This window comes from Gloeomargarita sp. SKYB120, from assembly GCA_025062155.1.
Lineage (GTDB): Bacteria > Cyanobacteriota > Cyanobacteriia > Gloeomargaritales > Gloeomargaritaceae > Gloeomargarita.
The window spans coordinates 1-24,595 of sequence record JANXAM010000022.1; the positions used below are offsets into that span (position 1 = coordinate 1).

Below are 24,595 nucleotides of genomic sequence, written 5' to 3' on the forward strand. Positions count from 1 at the left end.
CCCGGGAGGCGCATCACGTGCTCCAGGTTGGGCGTTTGCGTCCCGAGGACTTTCCCCCAGCCCTGAAGACTGATTTCAGCCCTCCGGTAGATTACAGCGAAGCCCACTACCAAACCATCCGGCAGCAATTGGAAGAACGTATCCACCAGCGGCGGCGCTTTGCGATTGCCTATCGCCCGCTCCAGGGGGATGAGCGCCTCTGGGACTGCGATTGTTCGGAGCTACGGCTACACAACGGGGTTTTGTACTTGTTTACGTGGGTGCCGACGCCACCGATTTTCCTGCCGCGGCGCTTGCCTTCCCCCAGTGTCGAGGAGAACTTCACCTTGCGGGTGGACCGGATTGTTTACGTGGGTCCAGCATCCGGTACTCCCTGGCAACGGCGCCATTTCCCCACCCTCACCGTGCGCTATCGCCTGAAAGGTGAATTAGCCCGCTACCAACCCCGGCGCGCCTACGAGCAGGTGGTCGTGCAAGACCCAGATGGTCAGTTTGTGGAAATCAAGGCCAGTGTGGATTGCCTGTTTTGGTTTCGCCAACGGTTATTGCAATACGGGGCCAACGCGCAGGTGCTTGAACCGGCCTGGTTAGCCCAAGACTTGCGCCAGGAACTGCAACGGGCTTACCAAAGCTATGGCAATTTGTCGCATTGACCAGGTCGAGGTATCCTTGTTACAGAGATCTTCAAGAGCTGTGTGATGCGTGCAAAAGTTCAGCGCTGGGGCCGTAGTCTAGCCCTCCGAATCCCCAAAACCACAGCTGCTCAGCTCCGGTTAGCGCCCAAGACGCTTGTGGATATGCGGGTGGCAAATGGTTCTTTGGTGGTCACACCCCTAGTCCAATCGGATTGGACCTTGGCGGAGCTACTGGCAGGTGTGACTTCCGAGAATCGGCACGATGAAGTTGATATGGGTTCGCCTGTCGGTAAGGAAGTTTGGTGACAAGCTATGTACCAGACCGAAGAGATATTGTGTGGATTACGTTCAATCCTCAGGCGGGACATGAGCAGGCAGGGCGACGGCCAGCGTTAGTGATATCACCCAAAGCGTACAATGCCAAAGTAGGTTTAGCGTTACTTTGCCCTATTACCAACCAGGTTAAGGGATATCCATTTGAGGTGCAAATTCCAGCCGGGCTAAAGGTATCGGGTGTCGTGCTATCAGATCAAGTCAGAAGTCTGGATTGGCGCGTTCGACAAGCAGTGTTCAGTTGTAAGCTGCCTATCAAACCCTTCAACGAAGTCATTGCCAAACTGCAAACGCTCATTCGCGCTTTGTAACGATTGCCACCCCGGTTGCCACAGGTTCCGGTCGCGCAATTGCTGGGCATTGACCCAAAACCGCACCTGGGGGTCGCACACCGCCACCAGCTCTACAAAGGTAAAACGCCCCTGGCGCTTGCAATTTTTCACCTGAAAATGTCGCCATCCCCACATCGGCTGCTGCGCCGTCCAAGCTGACCCGACCCTCACGCTGGACAAACCGCGTCCCATAAATTCAGCAATCGCTCTAAGTTCAGATGCTGGGCAATCATTTGTTGGACATATTGAATCTTCACGGGTTCTTGCAGCCGCACCCGCTCAAACGCCTGTTCGATAATCTCCACTGCCGTCAGGGTATCCATATCCACCCGCAAAATTGGCACCTCCATTTCTTCGGCGCGGGCGAGCACCATAGGGTCAGGGTCATTAGGACCTGTCAACACCAAACATTGCGTTGATGCCTCTAACGCTGCCATTTGAATATCGGTACGGCCACTGCCGGTCACCACCACCATATTTACTCCCTGGCGGAAATAATCCAGCGCGGCGTTGACGCTCATGGCCCCGATGGACAGATGTTCCACCAGTAAATCTAGTCGTTCTGCACAACATAGCACTTGCGCCTGCAACCGCTCCGCCAGTTCCCCCACCCGTACACTGCGTAACAACCGGCTGCGCGGCAATATCCCTAGCACTGGAATTCCCCGTTGTTCCAGCATCGGCACCAGAATTTCCGGTACGGATGGTTGGTCAGCCGGGACAGCATTCAGCAACACACCGATTAGGCGCGAACCCAGTTGTTCTTGGGCCATCAGCAACTCATCTACCACCATTAACGATTCCACCCGCACCACCAGCAGCACGGCCCCATTGAGCACGTTCACCAGGCTTTTGAACCCTAGCCCAAAGCAATACCCCTCATAGAAATTCGCCGGCGCTTCCACCAGTAGGGCATCTGGGGTGGTCAGGTTTTGATAATCTGCCAACGCCGATGTCAAAGGCTGCACCTGCAACAAGCGCTCCGGTTGTTTGAGCCAATCCTGGAGAAAAACTAGCGTTGGGGCAATGCAGTCAGCCGACAAACGTAAAACCTGCGCGGCTAACTGCCCATCCATATCCAGGGGAACCGGGTCCGTCGTCACTTGACTGTGACCAACCGGTTTGCCATAGCCAATCCGCCAGTGCCGGGCCTGTAGCTGTTGGGCAATACCTAAGATGGCCGTGGACTTGCCACTGTATGCCTGAGTGGAACCGACGAATAGAAAGCGACGAGTCACTACCTCACCTGTGGAACGCCAGTCATCAGACGCTCCCTGACCTGATCATACCAATCTGTTGGGGAATTGACCGCTAGATAGCCGCGCCCCCGCAAAAATCCCGTGTGCGCCCCCGGACAAATATATTGCACAGGTCGAGCGCCGAGCCAGTTTCTGAGCGTCTCCAAACTGCGTTGTTGCCGGGGCCAGTGAAAGGTTTTGCGCGTGCGATACAGTCTCAGTTCGCCCTGAGAATCAGGTAACAAATGCCGCCCAGTAAACAAAACACCCCCTAGCCGCTCTAGATAAATACAACTGCTGCCAGGACTATAACCCGGTGTCCAGATCAGGTTTAGGCCCGGTGCAACTTCAGCCGTTGCAGCAAACGGACGCACCCACACGCCGGGGTAGAGATAGGCTTCGTACTGCTGGGTGTAAACAGGGCACTGAAACCGCTGCTGCCAGCGCTCCACCCGGTCAGCCCCATCCCGTTGCGTGAGCAATAGATACTGAATCCCGCCTTGGGCCTGGCACCAGTCCTGAAACTCTGCCGCTGGACAATCCACCAGGACATTACCCGGTAAGTTCAGCGCTGCCCCCGCCATAAAATAGCTAGTACCACCGAGGGTGTGCCGGTTAGGGGGAAACGCCCAAATACCCTCAAGAATGAGCCTAGGAGAAGCCGATGACATGGGTTGCCTTGGGATTGCTAGCAATGATGACCTTTCTCCTAGTCTGGCATTACGTCCGTCCCGTCAGCCGCACGCCCTGGTGGTTGCTGTGGTTGGTGTTAATGCTGCCGGGGCTGGTGGTGGGATGGTGGGTGTATCTCTACGGCCATCAACGGCCCCTGCCCTCTGTACTGGTCGCTGGCCCGTTTATCCTCAGCGGCTTACTCTATCTACTGCTGATGCAGCAAAACGGTCGCTTGCAATCAATAATTCCTTCCTCACTAACCCCCTCCCTATGGCAGCCAGAGGATTTAGCTGGTCTGCGGCAATGTTTTCCATCAGATGTGTACGCCTTACAACGACTGGAACCGCAGGGGGACATCGTGATTTGCCGGGGTCGCCTGCGTATGGATGCGGCTCAGGCCTACCGGGTGGTGCAGCAACAAGTGGAAGCCCGCTGGGGACAACGGTTCTGGTTGCTGCTGGAATGCCTGTCCAACCATCAACCGGTCTTTATGGTGATACCCCGCCAGCCGGTGCGGCCCTCCACCTCTGTTTGGTTCATTGGCACCGCCAGTTGGGGGTTGGGGATAGTGCTACTGGGAATTATGCCGGCGCCTTGGCCCAAGGTTGAACCAATCCTATACACAGCCGGTATGGTGAGCATTCTGCTGGCGCGAGAAATTGGTCAACGCTGGGTGCTTCGTCGCTACGGGGTGCCGGTGGCGTGGCCCTGGTGCCTACCGTTACTGTTCTGGCCGGGTGTGGTCGGCACCTACAGTCAAATGCAAGCGCTACTCCCCCACCGGCAAGCGGCAGTGGACCGAACGTTGGCAGGGGTAGCTGGGAGCCTGGCAGTGGCGCTACCGTTGCTGGCTTGGGGACTTGCCCATTCCCACTGGGCATCAGGGGGTCTCTCGCCGGAGTATTCTTTACTGCTGTGGGGCATGTGTCGCCTGGTCTGGGGGCGGGAATGGCCGCTGGACATGGGTTTACATCTACACCCACTGGCGGCTGCGGCTCTGACTGGCTTGGGACTGGTGGCCTTGCAACTGGTGCCGGTGGGTCGGTTGGACGGGGGACGCCTGCTCCAAGGGCTACTAGGACGACGCGCGGCTGGGATGGGGGGATGGGTCGCTAAGGGATTGCTACTGCTGGTGGCGTGGCGTCTGCAACCTTGGCTGTGGGGATGGGCTATCTTGTTATGTTTTATCCCAACGCTGCCGCCGCCAGTCTTGAACGACCTGACAGAACCCAATCACTGGCGGGATGGCTTCGCGATTGCGACCTGGGGATTGGCACTCGCCATTATCCTACCGGCGCCGTTTGGGGGGGCCATGCCTGGGTGGTAGTCCCTAGTGCCTGCATCACCTGAGCGGTGGTCACTGGAAAGGGCAAACGGTGGATGTCGCTAGCGGGTTGACAAATCCGTTCGGCAAGGACCCGGAGTTCGTCCGTGGGTAAATCACCCAAACCCAATTCTGCCAGTGTGCAGGGCAACCCAATTTGTTTGTACAACGTTAGTAATTGCCCCCGAGCAATGCCCGCCAACCGATACCCCTGCATTTCCTCTAAACGCAATTGCACCAGGATACCAAAGGCCACCTTTTCCCCGTGCAACCAGCGATGGGTCGCTGGCCAATAGGTCAACCCGTTGTGCACAGCATGAGCCGCCACTGTACGACAGGGAGCGCCACCGAGGCCCCCAACCAAGCCCGCCATTAACACTGTGGCATCCACCACCTGTTCCCACACGTCGCTGCCCGGTGCTGTCAAGGCTGCCGTCGCTTTTTGCAAGAGGATGTCCCGCAGTACCCGCGCCTGCTGAACCGCCATCACCACTGGTGTTTCGGCTGATTGCCCCGCACTGACGGACGCCTCGTACCACTTGGCCAGTGCATCTCCAATGCCGGCGACTAAAGTCCGTTGGGGAGCCGTTTGCACTAGGTCGTAGTCCAGGAGCAACCAAATTGGACACCGGCGCAGCGGTACATCGTACTGGAAAGCTCCCATTTCGGAATAGATGTTGCTGAGGGCTGTCCAGGCCGCACAAGTTGCCCCTGACGTGGGGATGGTCACCACTGGTAAATCACAGTCATGGGCCACCAGTTTTCCCATATCCAAGGCTTTGCCGCCGCCGCAGGCCAACACGCCATCAATTCGCTCAGTCGTTACTCGTTGTCCCAAAGTACGGCGCAGGTTCTCCGTGCATTCCTTAACGGCGACCGCCTGCACCGGATAAATCCCTGCGGCCTGTAACTGGGGTTGCACCAGCGATAGCGCCGTTTGGCCCCCCACTAGTAACCAGCGTTGGCCAAGAGAGCGCAACTGGTGGCCGTATTGACTGAGTAACTGCCGTCCCCGCAACACTCGCCAGGGCGCTACCAGTAATTCCGACATGGACGAACCTACTAGGAACCCGAGTGGTTGGCTGCGACCCGCGCTAGGGCCTGAGTATCCAATTCTATCACCATGGCTGGGTCTTCTCGCTGGCGCAACGACCGCCGGACGTAGCCCAAATACACCGGTTCCGTCACGCCTGGTTCGGGATGCAGCAATGTCCGCGCTCGGATAGTCAGCACGGGTTCTCCTTTTGCCAAGCGCCCGTAGGAAAACAAATCGTTAGCGGCCTGTTGCAGGGTGGCATGCAATTGGGTAGGGGTGATGTCGCGGGGCACTGCAATCACGGCCTGCGTACCGCCATTGTCATACACTGTGGTATAGCGAACGGCATCTGGCAAAACGGTACGGGTCACAGGTGTTAACCCCAGAGCAAAAAGGCCGCCGGTCAACACCAGCATAAACGCGGTGATCCCCACCAGGCGAAAGCGAATCCCCCACTGGGCGATAAACGCCACTGCCGTCACAACACCCATGAACAGGGTCAGTCCCCCTAGCCAGCGAGCTGCCTGGGCAAATTCAGCAGGTGTGGGAATGGTGACGGCCAGCATCCAGCGATTTTCCAGCGCTACTATGAGCTTAACTCAGTAGCGAATCTCCAGACGTACTTGCGCTCGCACCACTTGCTCACCGCCGAGGATGGGGGTACTCAGGCGCTGCTGGGCAAAGGCCACCGGTTCGGGCACCGGTAGAGTGGTACTGAGAATTTGGACATTGATCACCTCTTTAGGCGCCAGCTGCAGGGCTGCTAACACCGTTTGGGCTTGTCGTTGAGCATCTTGGGCGGCTAGTTGCAGGGCTTGAGTGCGTCCCTGTTCGAGGGCTGTATCGCTGGCAATGAATTGCAGCCGAGCAATTTGATTCGCACCTTGGGCAATCAGTTCATCCACCACAGCGCCGGCCTGGGAGATGGGTAGGCGAAATTCGACAGCGCTGCGACCAAGAAACCCCAGGAGTTGCTGACGTTCGCCGTAAAGCGGGCTTAAACTCAAGGCCGTGGTGTTAATTTTTTCAGCCTGGCGTTGCTGGAGCGTCCGCACCAGACGATTCATGCGCTGGGCGATTTCCGTTTGGACTTGGTTAGCGCTGTTGCCGCGAATTTCCACTCCCACTTCCACTTCCGCTAGTTGGGTGGGCAACGTCACCATTCCCTGACCCGTTACTTGCAAAACCCGTTCTTTCATTTCTGCCCAGGCCACCGGTTGCCACAACCCTACCAGCAAAACACTCAATCCCAGCCATCGCTTCATGTCCGTCTCTCCTACACCACCGTTTTTCCAGACCGCCAGCCCTAGCAGGGAGTTCCGTAGAATAGGGACAGCGGGAGCCAACGCCGATGATAAACGCCCAGCAAGTCAAAGAACAAGCGCGGCGATTAGGGTTTCATCGGGTAGGGATTGCCGCGGTTGAACCAGCACCCCAATCGCACCTGGCTGAGTGGTTAGCGGCAGGCTACCACGCCGACATGGACTGGTTAACCGATGCGCGGCGGCAACGGATTGAAAAGGTATTGCCCGGGGTGAAGTCGGTAATTGCCGTGGCGATGAACTACTACTGGCCAGGGGAGCAACCCCAGGTTGGGAAAATCGCTCGCTACGCCTGGGGCCGGGACTATCACCGGGTGGTGGGGCGACGACTGAAAGCGCTGGCGCAATGGCTCAAACAACAAGTCCCCGACTGTGAAACCCGTATTTATGTTGATACGGGGCCGGTGGAAGACAAACTCTGGGCAGAATGGGCCGGTGTAGGCTGGGTAGGGAAAAATGCCAATCTCATCACGCGGCAGTACGGTTCCTGGGTGGTGCTGGGGGAAGTGTTGACCACGTTGGCACTGACACCCGACCCACCTCACACGGAACACTGCGGCACCTGCACCCGCTGTTTAGAGGCTTGCCCAACCGGAGCCATTGTCCGTCCCTTCGTGGTGGATAGCCGTCGTTGTATCGCCTATCACACGATTGAAAACCGGCAACCGGAACTGCCTGCAGAAATCGTCCCCCGTTTAGAAGGGTGGTTGGCAGGTTGTGACATTTGCCAGGAAGTTTGTCCCTGGAACCAGCGTTTTGCCCAACCTACTGATGTAGACGAATTCCAACCCCGCTTACCCCCCTTATCCCTCAAGGCATGGGCGGAAATGGATACCGACACCTGGGACCGCACGTTAAGGGGGTCGGCCCTGCGACGGATTAAACCGGCCATGTGGCGACGGAATGCACGGGCGTTGTTAAGTCGTTGTGCGAGCGCTACGCCGCCTTAAAAGATACTGGAAAACCCCAGAACGGGGCTGCGCCCTGCAACCTCATGACAAGCATCAATGACTTAACGCCAAGGCTTTCTTAACAAAACGACGACCAGTGCTGATAGGCAACATCAGTCTCCTGGCTGGTGGCGTAAGTCCTATCCAGATAAGCCGGTGTCATCACGTCCTCGGGATGCCCCACCGCAATTAACCGCTGGTTGAGCAACATCACCCGGTTCATGTGCTGGAGTAGTTGCCCCCAGTGGTGGGTGCTCACCAAAATCATGGCCCCCTGCCGTTGCCAATGCCGCAGCACGTCGAGAATGACCCGTTCCGCCTGGGCATCAATCCCGGTCAGGGGTTCATCCAGCAGAAATACATCGGCGCCCTGCACTAAAGCCCGCGCTAAAAACACCCGCTGCTGCTGTCCCCCCGATAAGTCGCCAATGCGCCGCCGCCGTAGATGTTCCAACCCCAATTGCCCGAGCGCTTGCTGCACCCGCTCAGAGCACCGCCCGTTGCACCCCAAGCGCACCACCTGTTCCACCGTAATCGGGTAATCCCAGTCCACCTGCGACCGCTGGGGCACATAGGCGACCCGCCGCCGCTGTTGCAATAACGGCTGGGCATCCAACTGCACTCGCCCCCGCCACCGGGGTACCAGCCCCAACAAGGCTTTGAGCAACGTGCTCTTTCCCGCCCCGTTCGGCCCCACAATCCCCACCATCTCCTGCGGCGCTACGGTAAAACTTACATCCCGTAGTACCCACCGCTCTGAATACCCCGCTGCTAAGCCTTCAACCGCCAGCACCAATCAACCCCGCGAAAATGATTCTCATCATCGCAAAAGTGATTATTATTCTATAGCATGGGGGGTTTTGAGAAACGGTGTATGAAGGCGCATGGTTGGCTAGTGGGTTTGGTGGTGATGGCAACAGGGTGCGGTGGTATCCTTTCCCAGACCCGAACGGAACAACTGCCCACACCGGCTCCTGATGCGCCCAAGGTCGTCGCCACGTCATCTGTCATCTGCGACCTGACGCGCCAGATTGCCCAAACGCGGGTGCATTTGACCTGTTTGGTGCCCCCCGGTGTGGATGCCCACACCTATCAGCCAACGCCAGCAAACCGCCAAGCTCTAGAAACGGCCCAGGTTGTGTTCTATAACGGCTACAACTTGGAACCAGCGGTGGAAAAACTCATTGCGGCGTTGCCGGCAAGCGTCACTCGTGTCCCAGTGGGGGAATTGGCGGTGCCTAAACCGTTGATGGGGATACACGCGCATCCCGGTCACGGCCATGACCACGGGCACGACTACCACCATCACGGGGATGAGAAAAAGGCTCAGAAAGTCCCTGACCCCCATGTGTTCCACACTGGCGTCAACGCGGCGAATATGGCCAAGGTCATCGGGGACAAACTGGCCCAAATCTACCCGGCCCAAGCGGCGGCCATCCAGACCAAGGCGGGTCAGGTGGTGGGCGAGCTGCAACAGATTGACCAGTGGATTCGCCAGCAAGTGCAAACCATTCCCCCGCGCCAGCGCAAGTTGGTGACGACGCACGAAGCGTTGGGGTATTTTGCGCAGGCCTATGGTCTGGAACTCATGGGCGCGCTCCAGGGCATCAGCACCCAGGAGCAACCCAGCCCGGCCCGTTTGGCGCAACTTGTCCGCGACATCAAACAGGCCCAAGTCCCCACCATCTTTGCTGAGGTGAGCATCAATCCCAAATTGCTCAACACCGTGGCTCAGGAAGCGGGGGTGAAAATTGCCGCCACACCCCTGTACACCGATGGTTTAGGGCCGCCAGGGAGTCCCGCTGCGACGGTGCAAGGAATGTTGATCACCAATACCTGTACGGTGGTGCAGGGGTTGGGGGGAACCTGTACGCCCTTTAACGCGCGCCAAACCCCGTCAAAATCGTCTTGACCGTTTTGGCCAGGATGAGTCCATCTAACCAGAGCGACAGGTACTTGACGTAATACAGGTCGTACTCCAGCTTTAAGCGGGTTTCTTCCACGCCGGCAGCATAGCCCTGGTTGACTTGCGCCCAGCCCGTAATGCCCGGCTTGACCAGGTGGCGGCACATGTAGTAGGGAATGCGGCGGCTGAATTCTTCGGCAAAGGGAACTTGCTCGGGGCGCGGGCCAATCAAACTCATTTCCCCGGTGAGCACGTGCCAGAGCTGGGGCAATTCATCCAAGCGAAACCGGCGAATCCATTTCCCAACGCGGGTCAGGCGCTGGTCGCCCGGACGAGCAAACTGGGCCTTTCCCGTCCCTGCCCGCATACTCCGAAACTTCACCATGCGAAACGGGCGTCCCCCTTGTCCCATGCGTTCTTGCCAGAACAGCACCGGCCCCGGCGAGTCCCACCACACTGCCAGCGCTACCAACCCGGCCAAGGGCAATAGCACCGGCGACAGCAGCAGGATGAGAGCCGTTTCCGCCAGCCGCTTGATGAGCAAGTAGCCTTGATCCGCAGGTGTTGGCAACAGTTCTTCTCGCCAGTGCGCTAGGGACACGCGCCCGGTGAGGCCTTCCCACACCGTCGCTGCATGATGCACGGGTATCCCTTGCAACCGGCAATTGGCCAAAAACCGCAACCAGTTCGCGGATAAGGGCGCGTGTAGGTCCACCACCACCCCATCTAACCCCACGCCAGAGGTGAGTTCTTCGTTGAGCCAGCACCATTGCACGCCCGGCACTTGACTGAGCGCTAGCGTCAATTCCCCCGGCACCAGTCCCAGGCGCAACGGGCGTCGCCATCCCGCCAACCCTGATTGCCAGAGCAACGTTAGGAGATAGCTCAACCCCACAAACGTGCGGGAGTAGTACCAGCGGGTCATCCCCACCAGCCCCAGCAACCCCAAGAAACACAAGCTCACGCTTACCAGCACGACCCGCGACCGCTGCACCCTGGGGAAATCGCTCACCTGCGTCGCCAACCCTAGCGCCATCCCGTAAGTCGCCGCCACCAGCAGCGCCAGGCGGAAATAGGGCCAGTGCAACCAAAACCGTCCATCGCCCCAGGTGATTTGAGCCGACAGCAGCAGCATTCCTACTAGCCCGACCAGATGGGCCACCCACCGCCAGCCGCTCCACCGGCGTGCCGCTTGTGCTTGCCAGGTTACTGCCGTCATTCCCACGCTGCTCGTACGCTCCCCTAACTATTCAATCGCAAAACGCCCATTGTGCATTCCTGGCTAAACCGCTATCGTAGTAGAAACAAGGCTTTACACAGCCGGTTTTCTGCTAACGAGGAGTGAAAAAATGGTGTCCATCAAAAGTTTTGTTTCTGTATCCTTAGCGACAGCTTGCACAGTTCTTTTGGGAATGGGGGTAGCCCATGCCAGTCCCAAGCTGGAAACCGTGACCGAGGAAGGGGAAGTGTCGCCCAGCTTTATGATGCCGGGGGGTGGGATTCCCATTTCTTTCCCGCCGGAAGCGCCCTACATGTACCCCGCCAATTTGAACTACGAAACCCGCACGTTTATCTTAGGGGTGAACCAAAACACCGCTATCCGCACCAACACGGTTCTGACAGACAGATTTACCATTACGCCGTTTCGGGATTATACGGGGGATGGGGTCCAAAACTTAGATGACCTGCCCGCCCACCAAAAGCAGTACAACCAAGCCTTGGCCGGATGGGTTAGCCGGGTGCAAGCCTGTTTAGCGGACCGGCCCAATATGTTCCGGGTGGTCGGGGAAAATACCAAAGTCCCCATTAAAGTGAATGGTCAAGCGGGCAAAATCTTCCTGAACGCTAACAAAAAACCGGTCTGCCCGAGCTAACAGCAACTGGTAAAACGCTTTGCCCTGTCCCACCTGCGGGCGCCAAGTCGGCGTCTAGATAGCTGGAGAAGGTGATACCTGGGGTTGCGGGGCAGGGTTCTTTTTTCTGCTATAGCCAAGTCATCTATGCTTGTCGTCCAGCGGGTTGCGGGGCAAAGCGCCATTCCTGGTTTTCACTCTGACAAACGAAAGTGGCTTGGCTATAAATCGGCTTTTTATTCAGCCAGCAGCGCTGGGTCTTGGAATAGAGGAGTGCTGAGGTAGCGCTCGCCAAAACTGGGCTGCACCATGACGATCAACTTGCCGGCGTTTTCTGGGCGTTGGGCGACTTTGATGGCTGCTGCGAGAGCCGCGCCGCTGGAAATTCCTGACAGCAAGGCTTCTTCCCGCGCCAGTTTCCGGCCCCAGAAAATGGCTTCTTCATCCGTCACAGTTATCACTTCGTCAATCAAATCCATCTGCAAGACGGCTGGGATAAAACCGGCGCCGATGCCCTGGATTTTGTGGGGTCCAGGTTGCCCGCCTGAGAGCACTGGGCTGGCTGCCGGTTCTACCGCAATCGCTTGGAAACTGGGTTTACGGGGTTTTAGCGCCCGCGCCACGCCGGTGATTGTGCCGCCTGTCCCCACCCCCGCCACTAGTATATCAATCTGACCATCGGTGTCCTGCCAGAGTTCTTCCGCCGTTGTCAGTTGGTGAATTTCCGGGTTGGCGGGGTTCTGGAATTGCTGGAGCATGTAGGCGTTGGGTAGGGTCGCCACCAACTCCTGGGCTTTGCGAATCGCCCCCCCCATCCCTTCTATCCCCGGTGTCAGAACCAATTGCGCCCCGTAGGCCCGTAGCATGGCTCGGCGCTCCAGGCTCATGGTCTCCGGCATGGTCAGGATCAGGTCATAGCCCCGCGCCGCCGCCACCATCGCCAGGGCAATCCCCGTGTTGCCAGAGGTGGGTTCCACCAGCACAGTTTTTCCCGGCGCAATCAACCCGGCCCGTTCCGCCGCTACCACCATGTGTAAGCCAATCCGGTCCTTGACTGAGGCGGCGGGGTTCATGCTCTCCAGTTTCACCACAATATCCGCCACACAGCCATAGGCTCGGGGAATCCGATTTAACCGCACCAGCGGCGTCCGACCAATTAACTCGGTAATGCTATTGGCAATCCGCATAGGCCTGGCTAGATGTAATACATCAAATCGCGCTGGCGCAAGCTATCCCGCTTTTGGCACAGGTCTTTGAGGGTGTATTTTTGCCAGATGGCGTGGGTGGCCTGCTGGACTTCCTGCCAGATGTGGTGAATGACCGCCCGCTCAGGGGTCGTCGCGGCTGGCTGGGTGACTGGCGTTGTGCCTTCTAAACACGCCCACACGTCCAGCAGGTTGATTTGCCAGGGCGACCGGGCTAGGAAATAACCGCCTTTGGCCCCCCGTTGACTGCGCACCAGATTGCCCCGGCGCAACGTGGCCAGCAATTGTTCCAGATAGCGGTCGGGAATCCCCTGTTCTTGAGCAATCTGACTAATCTGCACTGGCTCGTCGCGACCATAACCATCCGCCAGCGCCATTAAGGCCAAGAGCGCATACTCCGTCTTGCAGGACAATTCCACAACCGGCCCCCAAACACTTACCCTAGTATATACCGGTTTTCCCCTGGATTTTGCAGGGTTTCTAGCTGGCGACCAGGTCCAGTAATTCCCAGTTGTGGTTGTCGCTAATGGCGGTGCGGATTTTCTCAAAGACTTGCTGACAGTGATTGTGCCGGTGGAGGGGAAGCTCTTCGTTTTTGACCACTACCTGGAGCCGTACTTGACCTGGTTGCGGGTGTTGTTCTAGCAGGATTTCTGCGGTGACCAGACGATTGAAGCGCGAGGGGGGCACAGAGCCGGGGGTCTCGCGGGCCATGAGATAATCGTCCGACCGATAGACTACATTCAGGTCACACTGTTGGAGCGTTTCCGCTAGCAGGGGTAGGGGGTTGCGCGCTTGGACACCCAGAACAAACCAGCCAGTGTATCGAGACATAAGACCTTTCCCAAAAACGTAACCCTAAAGAATCCAGCGCACTCTATCAACCCTGAATTGGCTTGCCGGTTGACCCCGCCTTTACTATACACGAATCATTTTTGTTTGCCTATCGCTCATACCCCAAGATGCAGAATTTTTTTAGCGCGGTTGCCGGAGATAGTGCCAGAACAGGCAAATTAACCCCAGATTGATCCAGGTGTCGGCCAGGTTAAAAATGGGGAATCCAATCGCCCGGACGTCAATGAAATCAATCACAGCCCCCAACCGAAACCGGTCAATCCCATTGCCCACGGCACCGGCCAGGATGAACCCGTAGCCCCACTGCTCCAGACGGGATAAGCGCGGCCCAGCCACAGCCAGCACCATGAGCGCCCCGCTGACTGCCACTGACAACCACCGCAACCAGATGGTTCCCTGCCCAAATAAACTAAAGGCTGCCCCCGTATTCAGCACATAAGTAACATGCAACACCCCCGTCCATAGCGGCCACGATTCCCCCAAACCGAATTGCTGCACAACCCATTGTTTACTGAGTTGGTCGAGGAGCAGGCCCAGCCCGGCCACCACCCAAAAGGTCCGATGTTTCACCACCGCACCGCAATGCCTAACCGCCGCGCCCCGTAGGCCAGCACCACCACCGCGCACATCGCCAGCAACTGCCCCGCCAGCGGCGTCCCGCTGTAATGCCCTACCCAAGACCACCACTCCGGCCAGTGGGGATAGTGCAGCGCTAAACCCACCCAGCCCACCAGGTGCATCGTCAGTAGCCCCAGCAGCGCCGCCAAGGCTAGATGCTCCAGCGTCACCGGCCAGCGAAACGCCAGGTCGCCGCAGACCCACGCACCAGGGATCATCCCCACGAGGTAACCAAACCCCGGCTGATAAACATACGTCCAGCCCCCCGCCGCGGTAAACACCGGCCAGCCCATCAGCCCCAGCGTTAAATAGGCCACCACTGCCACCGTTGCCACCGACCGCCCCCCCAAGCAAGCGGTTAGCACCATCGCGCCAACCTGCCAACTGCTCACCATCGGCCACAGCCAAATCCCCTGGGTTGCCCATTGCCACGGCGGACTGACGACATATACCCCCACAAACGTTCCCAGCACGAGCAGAAAAACGCCCGTAACCGCCCACAAACCCTGCCGGAGCCAGATCATCGGGTTTCCAGAACGTTCAGGGCTTGGGGTTGGTAGCGCAGGAGAATGTTACGGGCCTTGGGAATCATCCCCGACCCCTGCACCACGAGCAGATATTTACCCTGGGCCACGGCCTGGGCGTAGTTCGGCAACCCCCATTGCGCCCATTGTCCCAGCCCGCCCCCTACCAAAAAACTGCCCAGCGCGCCGGCCATAGCCCCCAGTAGCCCGCCCAGCAGGTGATTGCCCCAGGGGCCGACCCAAGCCGTGAAGGTCTCTAGCCCCGTGAGCACGCTAAACCCAACGCCCGCCACAAACCCGAAGGGCACCAGCCAGTAGGTCAACAGCGGCGGTCGCCACCCCCCCTGCCCAAACGGGTAGTCCTGCACATCGCGATAGCCCCGCCCCACCAGCGCGACGGTTTCCAGGGGAATGCCGGCGGCTTCCAGGGCTGAATAGGCAGCTTCTGCCTGTAAACGGTCAGGTAACAGCGCAACCAAGTACTGCATGGCTGTGGGTCACTTTGCCCCCATTGTACCGTTGGCCTGGCGCTGCGCCTGTCGCTCCGTCTTGCCCCGCCAGAGAAATTGCAGCGGCGTTCCCCGGAACCCCAAATGCTGCCGAAACTGGTGGTCAAGGTAGCGCCGGTAGTTCTCTTTGAACAACTTGGGGTCGTTGACGAATAGGGCGATGGTGGGGGGTTGCGTCTGCACTTGGGTGCCGTAGTAAATGCGTCCCTGGCGTCCCTGGCGATTGGCGGGGGGCGATTGCCAAGCCGTGGCTTCCTGAAGGACTTCATTGATGACTGACGTGCTCACCCGCCGCCGGTGGGATTGGGCCGCCGTTTGCACCAGTTCCCAGATTTTGTCCACCCGCTGGCCGGTTTTAGCGCTGATAAATAGCACATCCGCCCAGTCCATAAAGTACATCCGCCGGCGCAATTCCTGCTCCAGGCGCGGCATGGTATGGCTGTCTTTGTCGGGAATCGCGTCCCACTTGTTGGCCAGCACTACGCACGCCCGACCTTCTTTGATCACCCGCCCAGCCAGTTTCAAATCCTGGTCGGTGACGCCTTCGGTGATGTCTAGCACCAGCAGCACCACGTCTGCCCGGCGAATGGCCTTGAACGCCCGGTTGATGCCGAAAAATTCCGGGCCATACTCCACATACTTCTTGCGCCGAATGCCCGCCGTGTCAATCAAACAATAACTTTGGCCGTCCCGTTCCACCCAGGTGTCCACGCTGTCGCGGGTTGTGCCCGGAATCGGACTGACAATCGCCCGTTCTTCCCCCACCAGGGCATTGAGCAAGCTGGATTTACCGACGTTGGGGCGGCCCACGATGGCGATGTGAATCGGGTCAGGCACTTCTGTGGCAGTTGCTGCGGGGAGATGGGGCACCAGCGCATCCAGCAAATCCCCCACGCCAATCCCGTGCCCCGCGGAAATCGCATAGGGTTCCCCCAGCCCCAATTCCCAAAACTGGGCCGCCTGGATCAGACCGTGAGTGACGGACTCGCACTTGTTGACAGCTAACAGGACGGGCCGGGGTTGTCGCCGCAACCACTCGGCAATTTCGGCATCGCCAGCAGTCGGCCCGGTTTGTCCATCCACCACAAAAATCACTGCTTGGGCTTCCTGCACAGCGGTCATGGCCTGTTGGCGAATCTGGGGCAAGAATTCCGTGTCGTCGTCAAACACCAGCCCGCCCGTGTCCACCACTAGAAATTCCCGGTCCCGCCAGAACGCCTGCCGGTAGAGACGGTCGCGGGTCATGCCCGGCTGGTCAAACACAATGGCATCCCGTCCCCCGGCGATGCGGTTCACCAGGGTAGATTTGCCCACGTTCGGACGACCGACCACTGCCACAATCGGTAACGCCATGTTGGGTTACGCCCCATCCCACGCACGCTATTTCCAGCATATCCAGCCGGCGGCGGCTATTGGGGGGGAGATTCCGGCAAGGACTGGCGTTGTTCCGGAGCCAAGCGGTAAGGTGGTTGGGGCGGTTGTCGCCAAGTTTGCCAAGCGGCTTTCACGCCCACCCACACACTCCGGGTGGAAATTTGGGTGCGCCGCAGGGTCTGCTTGGTGCTTTCTACACCTTGATTGACCTGTTCTACGAGGCGGCTAGCGCTTTGGACCCCTTGACTCACGTCGTCGGTCAGGTCGCTAATTTCCATCCCCGTCAGGCGAATGGCGTCGAGAGTAGGCGGCAAATCCCGGTTTAACGTATCGGCCAGCTTTTCGATGCTGCGGGCGGCGCGGGCAATTTCCTGGACGGCGGGGATCAGGGCAATCAAGACGGCTGTGAGGGAAACCGCCACCAGCGCCAACGACAGTCCCAGAAAAAAGATTGCTTCAGCCACGGTTTTGTTGCCGCTGATGTTCCTGTCGTCCCGCTTCCCACCCCGCCTGCACCGCCAATTGGAAGCGAATCCAGTGGTCTTGCCACTGTTGCTGGAGCACGGCTGTCCACCGCTGGGCTTGGAGTTGCAAATTTCCGGAGACATCCGCCGTGAGTTCGGGGAGGGCTGCCGCCGCCTTGCGCAAGAGTCGCCGGGTTTCCTGGCCGGAGCGCGGCGCTAACACCATGCCCGCCACTAGGCCGGTGACACCCCCAATCACCAACCCCCCTAAGAATGCGCCGGTTGGATTGCGACTCATACCATATCCCCACTCTGGCTTTACTGTAGCCCATGGGCGGGGGGGGAATGCAAATACCGGCGTAAACGGGTTAACACCGCCCCCTGGTCAATCTCACCGAGCCATTGCTGAATTGTTGCGGCTGGACTGCCCGGCCCCCAGGTCTTGTCCTGCATCAAGTACTGCCATCCCAACCGCCCCACCAGGTACGTCGCCAGACCTGCTAGCGCGCCTTGCCCTGCGGCAACCGCGATGTAGGGAAGCCAGGTCAGGCCAGACCCCACGGCGAAACTGCTTTTGAGTACACTGGCGCCGATCCCTAGCCCGCCCAAACTCCCCGCCATCAACTGGAGAAATTGCATGGCTTCCCCAGCGCTTAGAGACACGCCCGCCCGGCGCGCCAATCGCAGCAACAAGGCCCCATCCATCAGCGCCCCGACCAGCAAATCCACCCCAAATACCGGGTTAACAGCCACCGCCAGCGCTTTCCGGGTACTGGCTCGCCAGATCAGCGCTTCGATTTGGGCTGGAGGCGCACTCAAAGGCGGTGCTTGCGCGGTGGTGTGCAGGGCGTTCAAGGCTAAAAGTGCCGGCGCCAGTTGGGTTAATTCCTGGACCAAGCGCTGGCGTAAGGGTTCGACCTGGGGAGGCGCGGGTTGCCGGACGACAGTGCCCTGGGGCGTGCGTTGCCAGGTGGTCGGTTGCGCGGCGACGGGAATCACATCTTTGGGGTCCACCCAGCGAGCTAATTGACCGGATTGCCAGCGGGACAGCAACAGGGCTTGGGCGTCCGGGGGATATTGGTCCATTTTGTTGAGAACGACCATGACGGGTTTTCCCGCCCGCACCAGGCGCGACAGGATACCCAATTCTTCCCGGTTGGGGTCGCCGCTGAGCACCAGGAGGACCAGTTCCGCTCCCAAGGCCAAGGCCCACACCTGCTCGGCGGTTGTTTGCCCCACTTCGTCCAAGCCCGGCGTATCCACCAACTCGACCCTGACGTTTCCCAAGGACCATTGCACGGCTTGCGCCCCCTGGGTCACCCCATGCACCGCCCCTGTCGCAAACACCGGCTCTCCCACCAGAGCGTTGAGCAAGCTGGATTTGCCCCGCCCCACCAACCCCAGCACCACCACTTGTACCAATCCCTGGTCCAACCGCTGCCGGGCTGACCCGCTGCTGAGCGCCTGCGCCTGGGCATAACACCACGCCCCCTTTAACGCCGCCCAGTCCTGTATCGCTGTCACCGTCGCCATCGGCCTTCCCCCACAAAATGTAAAATTTTGTTGCCGTTTGTCGGACATTTAGTTACATTTGTTAATGTCAGCCTTGTTGGAGGTGGTTATGCAAGAGCAGCAAGCGCCCAAGTTTGGTTTTACCAATTTTGCGGAAACCTGGAACGGTCGGTTGGCCATGTTGGGGTTTGTGATTGGCGTGGCGACCGAGTTGCTGACCGGCAAGGGGATTTTGGCCCAGTTGGGTTTGATGTAATTCCTGTTCCGTCAGTCCCGTTTTGATCTTCTCATAGACTTGAGCAGCCTGGGGTTTTCCTAGGCTTTTTCATGTTTTATCTTGGAAGTGAAGAAGCGGGTGCGGAGAGGAGTATGGCCCTGATTCGCGTCGGTAGCCAGGTGTTCAACACGGACTACATCGTGCGGGTGCGCCTGTACGACAGCAATTCCTTTAGCAATAACTGTGTGACGCTGCTGGTGGACGAGGGCGCGGGGGAATTCAACGGCGATGTCAACGGCATGAGCGGGCACTGGGGCTTGCAGTCCTATTCTTTTTACAACGAGCAGGCGGACATGCTGCGGGGGTTTTTCACCAGTCCCGATTACGTGATTGACTTAACGGTGCCCCAACCGGTGCAAACGACAACGGGAGCGGAGTAGGTGGACCTGGCGCTGCAAATTACCTATCTATTGGGCTTGTTGACGCTGCTGGGGGTGTCGGCGGTCCTGGTGGCGCGACAAGTGCTGAAAACGCGGGCGACGGAAACCCGGCTGACCGAATTGCAGCGGAAAGTGACAGCCGGCGAAGCCACCGCAGCGGACTACTATGAATTGGGGAGCATTTATCTGCGCAAAAAGCTCTACGTCCAATGCGTTAACCAGTTGCAAAAAGCCCTGAAAAACTGGGACGAAAATGACCTGGCGGGCTTGGCCAAAGTCTATAACGCGCTGGGGTTTGCCTATTTCAGTCAAGAACAATACGACCTAGCGATTCGCCAGTACCGGGAGGCGCTTAAATTGCAGCCGGATTACGTGACAGCGTTGAATAACCTGGGCCATGCCTATGAGAAAAAGAATTTGACCGCCCAGGCGCTGGAAGTCTATGAGCAGGTGTTGCAAATCGCGCCGGATAACCCAACGGCCAAGCAACGGGCGGCTTCCTTACGCAAACGTTTGACACCCACGCCGAGTTGAACTTGCCATGGCGGACCCCTTGCTGTACGAAGGTGAACATTACGTGGTGTTGACCCCCACCGCCCCCGAGGAACTGTGTACGGAAGCCGAGTTGCGGGAGCGGCTCCAGCGGGTTCTCGAGCAGATGCCGGAATTGACGCCGGAACTGGCGGTCTACCCAACCGTGGCCGAACGGGTGCAATATTTGTTGGACCGGGCCTGCCGGTTGGAGTGGGGCGAGGGGGAATTTATGGAATGGTATCTGGTGCGGTTGGAGAAGCGACGGTGATGGCGGTTAACCTGCTACTGCTGGTGCTGGCGTACCTGTGGGGGTCGTTGCCGCCAGGGTATATCGCCGGGCGCCTAGCCGGAATTGACATTCGCCAGGTGGGGTCTGGTTCAACGGGAGCAACCAACGTTTTGCGCACGCTCGGGAAAGGACCAGCCCTGGTCGTGTTTGCAATTGACCTGCTCAAGGGTGTGGCGGCGATTCTCTGCGCTCGGTGGGTTTGGCAAACCTGGCCTGGATGGAACCCCGGCGATACGCGCCTGTGGTGGGAATTGGCTTATGCCCTGGCGGCCCTAGTCGGTCACAGCAAGTCTATCTGGATCAACTGGCAAGGTGGGAAATCGGTGGCGACAGGATTAGGGTTGCTTTTGTTATTTGCCTGGCCGGTGGCCCTAGGGGCGCTGGCGGTGTTTGTCCTGCTGGTGGCGACCGTGCGGATTGTCTCGCTCGGCTCCATCGCGGCCTGTTTGACGGCCAGTGGGTTGGCGTTGGTGCTGCCGATACCGTTGCCCTACCAACTCTATGTCTTGCTGGGGAGCGCTTACATCATCTGGTGTCACCGCAGCAATATCCAACGGTTGCGCCAGGGCACCGAACCCCGCTTGGGAGCCGCTAAGCCGTCGGGAGGCGGGTGAACCACTGCTGTAGGTAGGCTTGGCACTGAGCCGCAGAGAGACGGGGGGACAGGCGGGGTAACCGCACTTCTCGGTCACCGTTGACCAAGGCCAGTACCGGGATTTCGTACTGATAGCGTTCCCACCAAGTAGGGTTGGTCGTGATGTCGCGTTCTTCCAGGTGAAACCAGCCCGGCGCAATGGCGGTCAATTTCTCTCGTAGTCCTGCGCACAGGTGGCAACCCGGTTTACTATAAAGCACGAGATGGGGCAATGTCATGGCGATCCGGTCAACGATAACCCATTTGGTATTGTACGGGCGCACCCGGCGACAATATGACCCTTAACCAATGGCAACGCCGGCATTTGCTGTCACTGGCGGATTTGGCCCCCTGGGAATACGACATCATTTTGCAAACCAGCGCCAGTTTTGCCGAAGTGCTCACCCGTCCCACCCCCAAAGTGCCGACATTGCAGGGGAAAGTGGTGGCACTGATGTTTTTCGAGTCATCCACCCGCACCCGCAACAGCTTTGAACTGGCCGCCAAGCGCCTGTCTGCCGATACGCTGAATTTCTCTCCTGGCACATCAGCGCTCAACAAGGGGGAGACCATCCTGGACACGGCCAAAACCCTGCTGGCCATGAACACCAACCTGATGGTGATCCGGCATGCGGCTAGTGGCGTCCCCCAGCAAATTGCCCAGGAGTGCGACCGCCTGGGAACGAATGTGGGCGTGATCAACGCTGGCGATGGTCAACACGAGCATCCCACCCAAGCGCTACTGGATTTATTCACCCTGTGCCAGCAATTGTCCGGTTCATCCCCGCAGCTGCAGGCGTTACAAAACCGCAAGGTCGTAATTGTGGGCGACATTCTCCATTCACGGGTGGCCCGTTCCAACATTTACAGCTTGCGCGCTGCTGGTGCGGATGTGCATTTGGCTGGCCCCCCCACGCTGGTGCCCCGAGAACTGGAAGCTCTGGGAGTCCACGTGCATTGGGAATTGGCCCCTGCCTTAAAAGACGCTGATTTTGTCATGGCCTTGCGGTTACAGACCGAACGGATGCAGCAGCATTTTTTGCCGACCTTGCGGGAGTATCATCGGGAGTATGGCATCACCCGTGAACGGTTAGCGCTCTGTCGTCCCCACGTCAAACTGCTGCATCCTGGCCCAGTGAATCGAGGTGTGGAAGTCACGTCGGATTTGGTCGATGACCCGCAGATCAGTTTGGTGCCGCACCAAGTGCAAAACGGCGTTGCCGTGCGCATGGCGGTTTTGTATTTGCTTGGCACAGCGAAAATAACCTGAAGTTGGTCAGGGAAATGCCAGGAATTAACCCAGGGGATAACCAACCGAGAGAGAATCTCAGGAAATTGCGCACAACCACAACCGGAGCGTGACTGGACGTGCAGCAATCGCGTAGTATAATGCCTTTACAGATACAGAACATTTCACGATTTCCAAAAGGGCAACAGGTCAGTTGCTGGTCAAAGGGGGGAGGGTCTATGAATATTGCAGCAACCCTTTTGTTAGTGATTTATCTCCTGGGGGCCTGGCGGTTTCTTGCTGGCTTTGATAAGACTTTCTACTCCAGCAATCGTTTTTGGTTAACCGTTCTGTGGCCCATCTTTTTTGCGTTTAGTGGCCGCTACCGCCAGGAATTTTTCAAGGCCCTGAAGGGTTCATAACTCAACGGCACCTTCTTTTTATCAACAAATATGCCATGGCTTGTTTCTTTGGGGCCGTTTACTCACCTGCTGTAGCTGAATGACTTTGGTTGTCCAGAGGGATAATCAAATAAGCACAGGGCTTTAGACTACAACCTAACAAAAATTGCCAACTAGCGGTCGCAGGGGGTACCCCTTCATCATCTCTGCATTCTCACTAGGAAATTCTCTACCAGCTTGCATAAATAGAAGTATCAGATGACCGGCCTAGAGATTGGGCTGTAAAACCATTTTTATGGAATGCCATTGCTCGCTACAATGCGATATAAACTTGCGGCATCTATTCACTCATGTCTCCCACTTTGCTGCCGGCCCATCCCGAACCATTGACTCCAGCAACAGCCCATCCCGTCTGGGTGTATTTGAGCCGTCTCAGCCCGGGGTCGCGGCGCACGCTGCTGGAAGCGCTGGAATTGATGGCCCGCTGGATGAGTCAAGCCCAGTGGGGGGCGCTGGAATTTCCCTGGTGGCAATTGCGATATCCCCACACGACGGCGTTGCGGGCTTGGTTGGTGGAGCGGTACGCCCCGGCGACGGTCAATAAACAACTAGCAGCACTACGCGGGGTCCTGCGGGAATGCTGGCGCTTGGGGTTGCTCTCGGCGGAAGACTATCACCGTACTGTAGATGTGCCGACGGTCAGGGGGCAACGGCTTTTGCGGGGACGGGTGGTCAGCGACGCCGAAATTAACGCCATTTTAACCCTATGCCAGCAAGAAAACAGTCCAGCGGGGTACCGGGATGCGGCATTGTTTGCGCTACTGGTGGGGTCGGGAGTGCGGCGGGCGGAAGTCGTAGCGTTGGAACTGTCGGATTACGAACCGGCTACCCATCGTTTGCATGTGCGAGCCGGCAAGGGCAACAAAGACCGCTGGGTGTACCTAGCACCAGGAGCAGAGGTGTGGCTGCAACGCTGGTTAGCGGTACGGGGACGGGAAGTGGGGCCGCTGTTGTGCCCGGTGAATCGCTGGGGCCAGGTGATTGTGCGCCGGATGACGGACCAGGCGGTGTTGCATATCCTGAGCAAACGGGCGCACCAGGCCGGTCTAGCAGCGTTTAGCCCCCACGATTTACGCCGGACATTTATTTCTAACTTGCTGGATGCAGGCGTGGATGTGGCCACTGTACAGAAACTGGCGGGTCATGCCCAGGTGCAAACGACGATTCGCTACGACCGGCGCGAGGAACAAACCAAGCAACTGGCGGTTGCTCGCCTGCGTATTCATCATTGACTTATACTTATATCAACCTGATAGATGAGTATTGGGCGAGAGGGTTGGCAATGGCGTTGGTGCTACCGGCAGACCGGCGGTCGTTCGGTCAGATTGAGCAGTTTTTGCAACAGGATGAAATTGTGGCCTTGCCCATGGCAACAGTCTATGGCTTAGTGGCGAAGGGAACGTCTCCGACAGCCGTAGCGAAATTGCGAGCTGTAAGGCATTTGCCTGCTCCCCAACCGTTAACCATTTTGACCAACAGTGTTGCTCATGCCGAAACCGTCGCCGCATTGACACCCCCAGCCCGGCAAATGCTCAGTCATTTTCCTTATCCCGTGACGATGATTGTGCCGGCAAAACCCCATCTCGACCCCCTGATTACGGATGGTTTTGCATCAGTTTTTCTCGCTTGCCCAGATGCTTTTATAGCTAAGCTGACAAAGGTTGACATATAAGACAGACAGCTTCATCCACGAGAGAACGTAGGTTCCGTTTGGTTATTGATCCACCGTTTTAGCCAAGACCACACCTGCTCAATTGGATTTAAATCAGGTGAATATCTCGGTAAATAAACCAAGCGAAACCCAGCCGCTTCCACGACCTGTCTCACCGCCGCATGGCTTTCCCAGGACCTATCGCTGGTAAAAGTCTCTCACTTAACCACCAGATGACTACCTGAGTGTCGCCATAGCCTATCCAAGTAAATGGTTCTATCACACGCCCTGATGGGTAAGCCACCATCATGCTAACTCGTTCTCCACGATTAAACTCTCTCTCCTTATTCATCAATATCCCGGTAATCCACGCCAGATTGGTCCATCTAGACCACCTGCTCTGGTGGTATCTGCTCGATTAACTCACAGTAAGCCTGTCGCTCTTAGAAATACGCTTTTTTGTGGGTATAGCCTAT

33 protein-coding genes and 1 pseudogene are annotated in these 24,595 nt (G+C 58.0%); 14 read left to right on the top strand and 20 right to left on the bottom strand.

Going from position 1 to position 24,595, the window contains the following annotated elements:
* The coding region (locus NZ705_08550; GenBank protein MCS7293000.1) for a WYL domain-containing protein at window positions 1-653 on the top strand (653 nt) is incomplete at its 5' end.
* A gap of 506 nt (window positions 654-1,159) precedes the next feature.
* Here NZ705_08550 and NZ705_08555 read toward each other — a convergent pair.
* The 3 genes from NZ705_08555 to NZ705_08565 are packed head-to-tail and all read right to left on the bottom strand — an operon-like array spanning window position 1,160 to window position 3,122.
* On the bottom strand, window positions 1,160-1,492 hold the full coding sequence (locus NZ705_08555) for a TIGR02450 family Trp-rich protein (protein MCS7293001.1): 333 nt from the start codon (window positions 1,490-1,492) through the stop codon (window positions 1,160-1,162).
* Window positions 1,468-2,538, bottom strand: coding sequence for a phosphotransacetylase family protein (locus tag NZ705_08560; protein ID MCS7293002.1), 1,071 nt, complete (start codon window positions 2,536-2,538; stop codon window positions 1,468-1,470). The genes NZ705_08555 and NZ705_08560 overlap by 25 nt, the downstream gene beginning before the upstream one ends.
* Window positions 2,538-3,122, bottom strand: a complete 585-nt coding sequence (locus tag NZ705_08565) for a hypothetical protein (protein ID MCS7293003.1) — start codon at window positions 3,120-3,122, stop codon at window positions 2,538-2,540. Before NZ705_08565 ends, NZ705_08560 begins: the two co-directional genes overlap by 1 nt.
* A gap of 80 nt (window positions 3,123-3,202) precedes the next feature.
* Here NZ705_08565 and NZ705_08570 point away from each other — a divergent pair, with 80 nt between their 5' ends.
* On the top strand, window positions 3,203-4,540 hold the full coding sequence (locus tag NZ705_08570; GenBank protein MCS7293004.1) for a hypothetical protein: 1,338 nt from the start codon (window positions 3,203-3,205) through the stop codon (window positions 4,538-4,540).
* Here the strand turns inward: NZ705_08570 and NZ705_08575 are convergent.
* From NZ705_08575 to NZ705_08585, 3 genes are read right to left on the bottom strand one after another with little or no spacing between them, the layout of a single operon-like run.
* Window positions 4,497-5,588 carry an iron-containing alcohol dehydrogenase family protein gene (locus NZ705_08575; protein MCS7293005.1) on the bottom strand — a complete coding sequence of 364 codons (1,092 nt, stop codon included), beginning with the start codon at window positions 5,586-5,588 and terminating at the stop codon, window positions 4,497-4,499. The two genes, NZ705_08570 and NZ705_08575, sit on opposite strands and share 44 nt — an antisense overlap.
* Window positions 5,589-5,599: 11 nt before the next feature.
* Window positions 5,600-6,139, bottom strand: a complete 540-nt coding sequence (locus tag NZ705_08580; GenBank protein MCS7293006.1) for a Ycf51 family protein — start codon at window positions 6,137-6,139, stop codon at window positions 5,600-5,602.
* Between the two features lie 33 nt (window positions 6,140-6,172).
* Window positions 6,173-6,838, bottom strand: coding sequence for an SIMPL domain-containing protein (locus NZ705_08585; protein ID MCS7293007.1), 666 nt, complete (start codon window positions 6,836-6,838; stop codon window positions 6,173-6,175).
* A gap of 86 nt (window positions 6,839-6,924) precedes the next feature.
* On the opposite strand from NZ705_08585, the gene queG reads away from it, so the two are divergent.
* Entirely contained in the window at window positions 6,925-7,845 is a 921-nt protein-coding gene (queG, locus tag NZ705_08590; protein ID MCS7293008.1) for a tRNA epoxyqueuosine(34) reductase QueG, read from the top strand.
* Between the two features lie 79 nt (window positions 7,846-7,924).
* Here queG and NZ705_08595 read toward each other — a convergent pair whose 3' ends face one another.
* Window positions 7,925-8,638: a metal ABC transporter ATP-binding protein gene (locus NZ705_08595; GenBank protein MCS7293009.1), complete on the bottom strand. Its 714-nt coding sequence runs from the start codon at window positions 8,636-8,638 to the stop codon at window positions 7,925-7,927.
* Window positions 8,639-8,719: 81 nt separating this feature from the next.
* Between NZ705_08595 and NZ705_08600 the strand changes: the two genes are divergently transcribed.
* Entirely contained in the window at window positions 8,720-9,757 is a 1,038-nt protein-coding gene (locus NZ705_08600) for a zinc ABC transporter substrate-binding protein (protein MCS7293010.1), read from the top strand.
* On the opposite strand, the gene NZ705_08605 is transcribed toward NZ705_08600, so the two are convergent.
* On the bottom strand, window positions 9,723-10,970 hold the full coding sequence (locus NZ705_08605) for a sugar transferase (GenBank protein MCS7293011.1): 1,248 nt from the start codon (window positions 10,968-10,970) through the stop codon (window positions 9,723-9,725). The genes NZ705_08600 and NZ705_08605 overlap by 35 nt on opposite strands.
* A 193-nt stretch (window positions 10,971-11,163) precedes the next feature.
* Here NZ705_08605 and NZ705_08610 point away from each other — a divergent pair, with 193 nt between their 5' ends.
* Window positions 11,164-11,625 (top strand): hypothetical protein, encoded by a 462-nt coding sequence (locus NZ705_08610; protein ID MCS7293012.1) that lies wholly within the window; start codon window positions 11,164-11,166, stop codon window positions 11,623-11,625.
* Window positions 11,626-11,840: 215 nt separating this feature from the next.
* Here the strand turns inward: NZ705_08610 and cysK are convergent, their stop codons facing one another.
* The 10 genes from cysK to NZ705_08660 all read right to left on the bottom strand — a co-directional run bounded on the left by cysK (window position 11,841) and on the right by NZ705_08660 (window position 18,686).
* Window positions 11,841-12,791, bottom strand: a complete 951-nt coding sequence (gene cysK, locus NZ705_08615; protein MCS7293013.1) for a cysteine synthase A — start codon at window positions 12,789-12,791, stop codon at window positions 11,841-11,843.
* Window positions 12,792-12,799: 8 nt separating this feature from the next.
* Window positions 12,800-13,228, bottom strand: coding sequence for an Rrf2 family transcriptional regulator (locus NZ705_08620; protein ID MCS7293014.1), 429 nt, complete (start codon window positions 13,226-13,228; stop codon window positions 12,800-12,802).
* A 61-nt stretch (window positions 13,229-13,289) separates the two neighbouring features.
* Window positions 13,290-13,643, bottom strand: a complete 354-nt coding sequence (locus NZ705_08625; protein MCS7293015.1) for a hypothetical protein — start codon at window positions 13,641-13,643, stop codon at window positions 13,290-13,292.
* 141 nt (window positions 13,644-13,784) lie between these two features.
* Window positions 13,785-14,234: a signal peptidase II gene (gene lspA / locus NZ705_08630; GenBank protein MCS7293016.1), complete on the bottom strand. Its 450-nt coding sequence runs from the start codon at window positions 14,232-14,234 to the stop codon at window positions 13,785-13,787.
* Complete coding sequence (locus NZ705_08635) at window positions 14,231-14,806, bottom strand: biotin transporter BioY (protein ID MCS7293017.1); 576 nt, start codon at window positions 14,804-14,806, stop codon at window positions 14,231-14,233. Before NZ705_08635 ends, lspA begins: the two co-directional genes overlap by 4 nt.
* Window positions 14,803-15,294: a hypothetical protein gene (locus tag NZ705_08640; GenBank protein ID MCS7293018.1), complete on the bottom strand. Its 492-nt coding sequence runs from the start codon at window positions 15,292-15,294 to the stop codon at window positions 14,803-14,805. The genes NZ705_08635 and NZ705_08640 overlap by 4 nt, the downstream gene beginning before the upstream one ends.
* Before the next feature lie 9 nt (window positions 15,295-15,303).
* Window positions 15,304-16,668: a ribosome biogenesis GTPase Der gene (gene der, locus NZ705_08645; GenBank protein ID MCS7293019.1), complete on the bottom strand. Its 1,365-nt coding sequence runs from the start codon at window positions 16,666-16,668 to the stop codon at window positions 15,304-15,306.
* A 56-nt stretch (window positions 16,669-16,724) separates the two neighbouring features.
* A complete protein-coding gene (locus tag NZ705_08650) occupies window positions 16,725-17,153 on the bottom strand; it encodes a hypothetical protein (protein ID MCS7293020.1) in 429 nt (142 codons plus the stop codon).
* Window positions 17,146-17,451 (bottom strand): YtxH domain-containing protein, encoded by a 306-nt coding sequence (locus tag NZ705_08655; protein MCS7293021.1) that lies wholly within the window; start codon window positions 17,449-17,451, stop codon window positions 17,146-17,148. The genes NZ705_08650 and NZ705_08655 overlap by 8 nt, the downstream gene beginning before the upstream one ends.
* A 20-nt stretch (window positions 17,452-17,471) precedes the next feature.
* Window positions 17,472-18,686: a GTP-binding protein gene (locus NZ705_08660; GenBank protein ID MCS7293022.1), complete on the bottom strand. Its 1,215-nt coding sequence runs from the start codon at window positions 18,684-18,686 to the stop codon at window positions 17,472-17,474.
* 88 nt (window positions 18,687-18,774) lie between these two features.
* Here NZ705_08660 and NZ705_08665 point away from each other — a divergent pair, with 88 nt between their 5' ends.
* From NZ705_08665 to plsY, 5 genes are all read left to right on the top strand, one after another.
* On the top strand, window positions 18,775-18,921 hold the full coding sequence (locus tag NZ705_08665; GenBank protein ID MCS7293023.1) for a chlorophyll a/b-binding protein: 147 nt from the start codon (window positions 18,775-18,777) through the stop codon (window positions 18,919-18,921).
* Between the two features lie 113 nt (window positions 18,922-19,034).
* Entirely contained in the window at window positions 19,035-19,322 is a 288-nt protein-coding gene (locus tag NZ705_08670) for a hypothetical protein (protein ID MCS7293024.1), read from the top strand.
* Complete coding sequence (locus NZ705_08675) at window positions 19,323-19,856, top strand: tetratricopeptide repeat protein (GenBank protein MCS7293025.1); 534 nt, start codon at window positions 19,323-19,325, stop codon at window positions 19,854-19,856.
* Between the two features lie 7 nt (window positions 19,857-19,863).
* The gene (locus tag NZ705_08680) at window positions 19,864-20,124 is read left to right on the top strand and encodes a chlororespiratory reduction protein 7 (GenBank protein ID MCS7293026.1); all 261 of its coding nucleotides are present in this window, start codon (window positions 19,864-19,866) and stop codon (window positions 20,122-20,124) included.
* Entirely contained in the window at window positions 20,091-20,759 is a 669-nt protein-coding gene (gene plsY / locus NZ705_08685) for a glycerol-3-phosphate 1-O-acyltransferase PlsY (GenBank protein MCS7293027.1), read from the top strand. Before NZ705_08680 ends, plsY begins: the two co-directional genes overlap by 34 nt.
* Here plsY and NZ705_08690 read toward each other — a convergent pair.
* Window positions 20,737-21,018: a glutaredoxin family protein gene (locus NZ705_08690; protein ID MCS7293028.1), complete on the bottom strand. Its 282-nt coding sequence runs from the start codon at window positions 21,016-21,018 to the stop codon at window positions 20,737-20,739. The two genes, plsY and NZ705_08690, sit on opposite strands and share 23 nt — an antisense overlap.
* A gap of 56 nt (window positions 21,019-21,074) precedes the next feature.
* Between NZ705_08690 and NZ705_08695 the strand changes: the two genes are divergently transcribed.
* From NZ705_08695 to NZ705_08710, 4 genes are all read left to right on the top strand, one after another.
* Complete coding sequence (locus tag NZ705_08695) at window positions 21,075-22,049, top strand: aspartate carbamoyltransferase catalytic subunit (protein MCS7293029.1); 975 nt, start codon at window positions 21,075-21,077, stop codon at window positions 22,047-22,049.
* Window positions 22,050-22,246: 197 nt separating this feature from the next.
* A complete protein-coding gene (locus tag NZ705_08700; protein MCS7293030.1) occupies window positions 22,247-22,429 on the top strand; it encodes a hypothetical protein in 183 nt (60 codons plus the stop codon).
* Between the two features lie 329 nt (window positions 22,430-22,758).
* Complete coding sequence (locus NZ705_08705) at window positions 22,759-23,700, top strand: tyrosine-type recombinase/integrase (protein MCS7293031.1); 942 nt, start codon at window positions 22,759-22,761, stop codon at window positions 23,698-23,700.
* Between the two features lie 50 nt (window positions 23,701-23,750).
* On the top strand, window positions 23,751-24,140 hold the full coding sequence (locus NZ705_08710; GenBank protein MCS7293032.1) for a Sua5/YciO/YrdC/YwlC family protein: 390 nt from the start codon (window positions 23,751-23,753) through the stop codon (window positions 24,138-24,140).
* Window positions 24,141-24,151: 11 nt separating this feature from the next.
* Here the strand turns inward: NZ705_08710 and NZ705_08715 are convergent.
* Window positions 24,152-24,301: pseudogene (locus NZ705_08715) on the bottom strand (transposase).
* Between the last annotated feature and the right edge of the window lie 294 nt (window positions 24,302-24,595).

Bases quoted from the DNA above. Each gene is read 5' to 3' on its own strand.
- NZ705_08700 (MCS7293030.1), top strand. From the start codon at position 22,247: ATGAATATTGCAGCAACCCTTTTGTTAGTGATTTATCTCCTGGGGGCC.
- NZ705_08690 (MCS7293028.1), bottom strand. From the start codon at position 21,018: ATGACATTGCCCCATCTCGTGCTTTATAGTAAACCGGGTTGCCACCTG.
- NZ705_08600 (MCS7293010.1), top strand. From the start codon at position 8,720: ATGAAGGCGCATGGTTGGCTAGTGGGTTTGGTGGTGATGGCAACAGGG.
- NZ705_08575 (MCS7293005.1), bottom strand. From the start codon at position 5,588: ATGTCGGAATTACTGGTAGCGCCCTGGCGAGTGTTGCGGGGACGGCAG.
- queG (MCS7293008.1), top strand. From the start codon at position 6,925: ATGATAAACGCCCAGCAAGTCAAAGAACAAGCGCGGCGATTAGGGTTT.
- NZ705_08660 (MCS7293022.1), bottom strand. From the start codon at position 18,686: ATGGCGACGGTGACAGCGATACAGGACTGGGCGGCGTTAAAGGGGGCG.
- NZ705_08695 (MCS7293029.1), top strand. From the start codon at position 21,075: ATGACCCTTAACCAATGGCAACGCCGGCATTTGCTGTCACTGGCGGAT.
- NZ705_08705 (MCS7293031.1), top strand. From the start codon at position 22,759: ATGTCTCCCACTTTGCTGCCGGCCCATCCCGAACCATTGACTCCAGCA.
- NZ705_08670 (MCS7293024.1), top strand. From the start codon at position 19,035: ATGGCCCTGATTCGCGTCGGTAGCCAGGTGTTCAACACGGACTACATC.
- cysK (MCS7293013.1), bottom strand. From the start codon at position 12,791: ATGCGGATTGCCAATAGCATTACCGAGTTAATTGGTCGGACGCCGCTG.
- NZ705_08555 (MCS7293001.1), bottom strand. From the start codon at position 1,492: ATGGGACGCGGTTTGTCCAGCGTGAGGGTCGGGTCAGCTTGGACGGCG.
- NZ705_08640 (MCS7293018.1), bottom strand. From the start codon at position 15,294: ATGCAGTACTTGGTTGCGCTGTTACCTGACCGTTTACAGGCAGAAGCT.
- NZ705_08635 (MCS7293017.1), bottom strand. From the start codon at position 14,806: ATGATCTGGCTCCGGCAGGGTTTGTGGGCGGTTACGGGCGTTTTTCTG.
- NZ705_08665 (MCS7293023.1), top strand. From the start codon at position 18,775: ATGCAAGAGCAGCAAGCGCCCAAGTTTGGTTTTACCAATTTTGCGGAA.
- der (MCS7293019.1), bottom strand. From the start codon at position 16,668: ATGGCGTTACCGATTGTGGCAGTGGTCGGTCGTCCGAACGTGGGCAAA.
- NZ705_08610 (MCS7293012.1), top strand. From the start codon at position 11,164: ATGGGGGTAGCCCATGCCAGTCCCAAGCTGGAAACCGTGACCGAGGAA.
- NZ705_08585 (MCS7293007.1), bottom strand. From the start codon at position 6,838: ATGAAGCGATGGCTGGGATTGAGTGTTTTGCTGGTAGGGTTGTGGCAA.
- NZ705_08570 (MCS7293004.1), top strand. From the start codon at position 3,203: ATGACATGGGTTGCCTTGGGATTGCTAGCAATGATGACCTTTCTCCTA.
- NZ705_08580 (MCS7293006.1), bottom strand. From the start codon at position 6,139: ATGCTGGCCGTCACCATTCCCACACCTGCTGAATTTGCCCAGGCAGCT.
- plsY (MCS7293027.1), top strand. From the start codon at position 20,091: ATGGTATCTGGTGCGGTTGGAGAAGCGACGGTGATGGCGGTTAACCTG.
- NZ705_08625 (MCS7293015.1), bottom strand. From the start codon at position 13,643: ATGTCTCGATACACTGGCTGGTTTGTTCTGGGTGTCCAAGCGCGCAAC.
- NZ705_08655 (MCS7293021.1), bottom strand. From the start codon at position 17,451: ATGAGTCGCAATCCAACCGGCGCATTCTTAGGGGGGTTGGTGATTGGG.
- NZ705_08605 (MCS7293011.1), bottom strand. From the start codon at position 10,970: ATGACGGCAGTAACCTGGCAAGCACAAGCGGCACGCCGGTGGAGCGGC.
- NZ705_08710 (MCS7293032.1), top strand. From the start codon at position 23,751: ATGGCGTTGGTGCTACCGGCAGACCGGCGGTCGTTCGGTCAGATTGAG.
- NZ705_08680 (MCS7293026.1), top strand. From the start codon at position 19,864: ATGGCGGACCCCTTGCTGTACGAAGGTGAACATTACGTGGTGTTGACC.
- NZ705_08565 (MCS7293003.1), bottom strand. From the start codon at position 3,122: ATGGCGGGGGCAGCGCTGAACTTACCGGGTAATGTCCTGGTGGATTGT.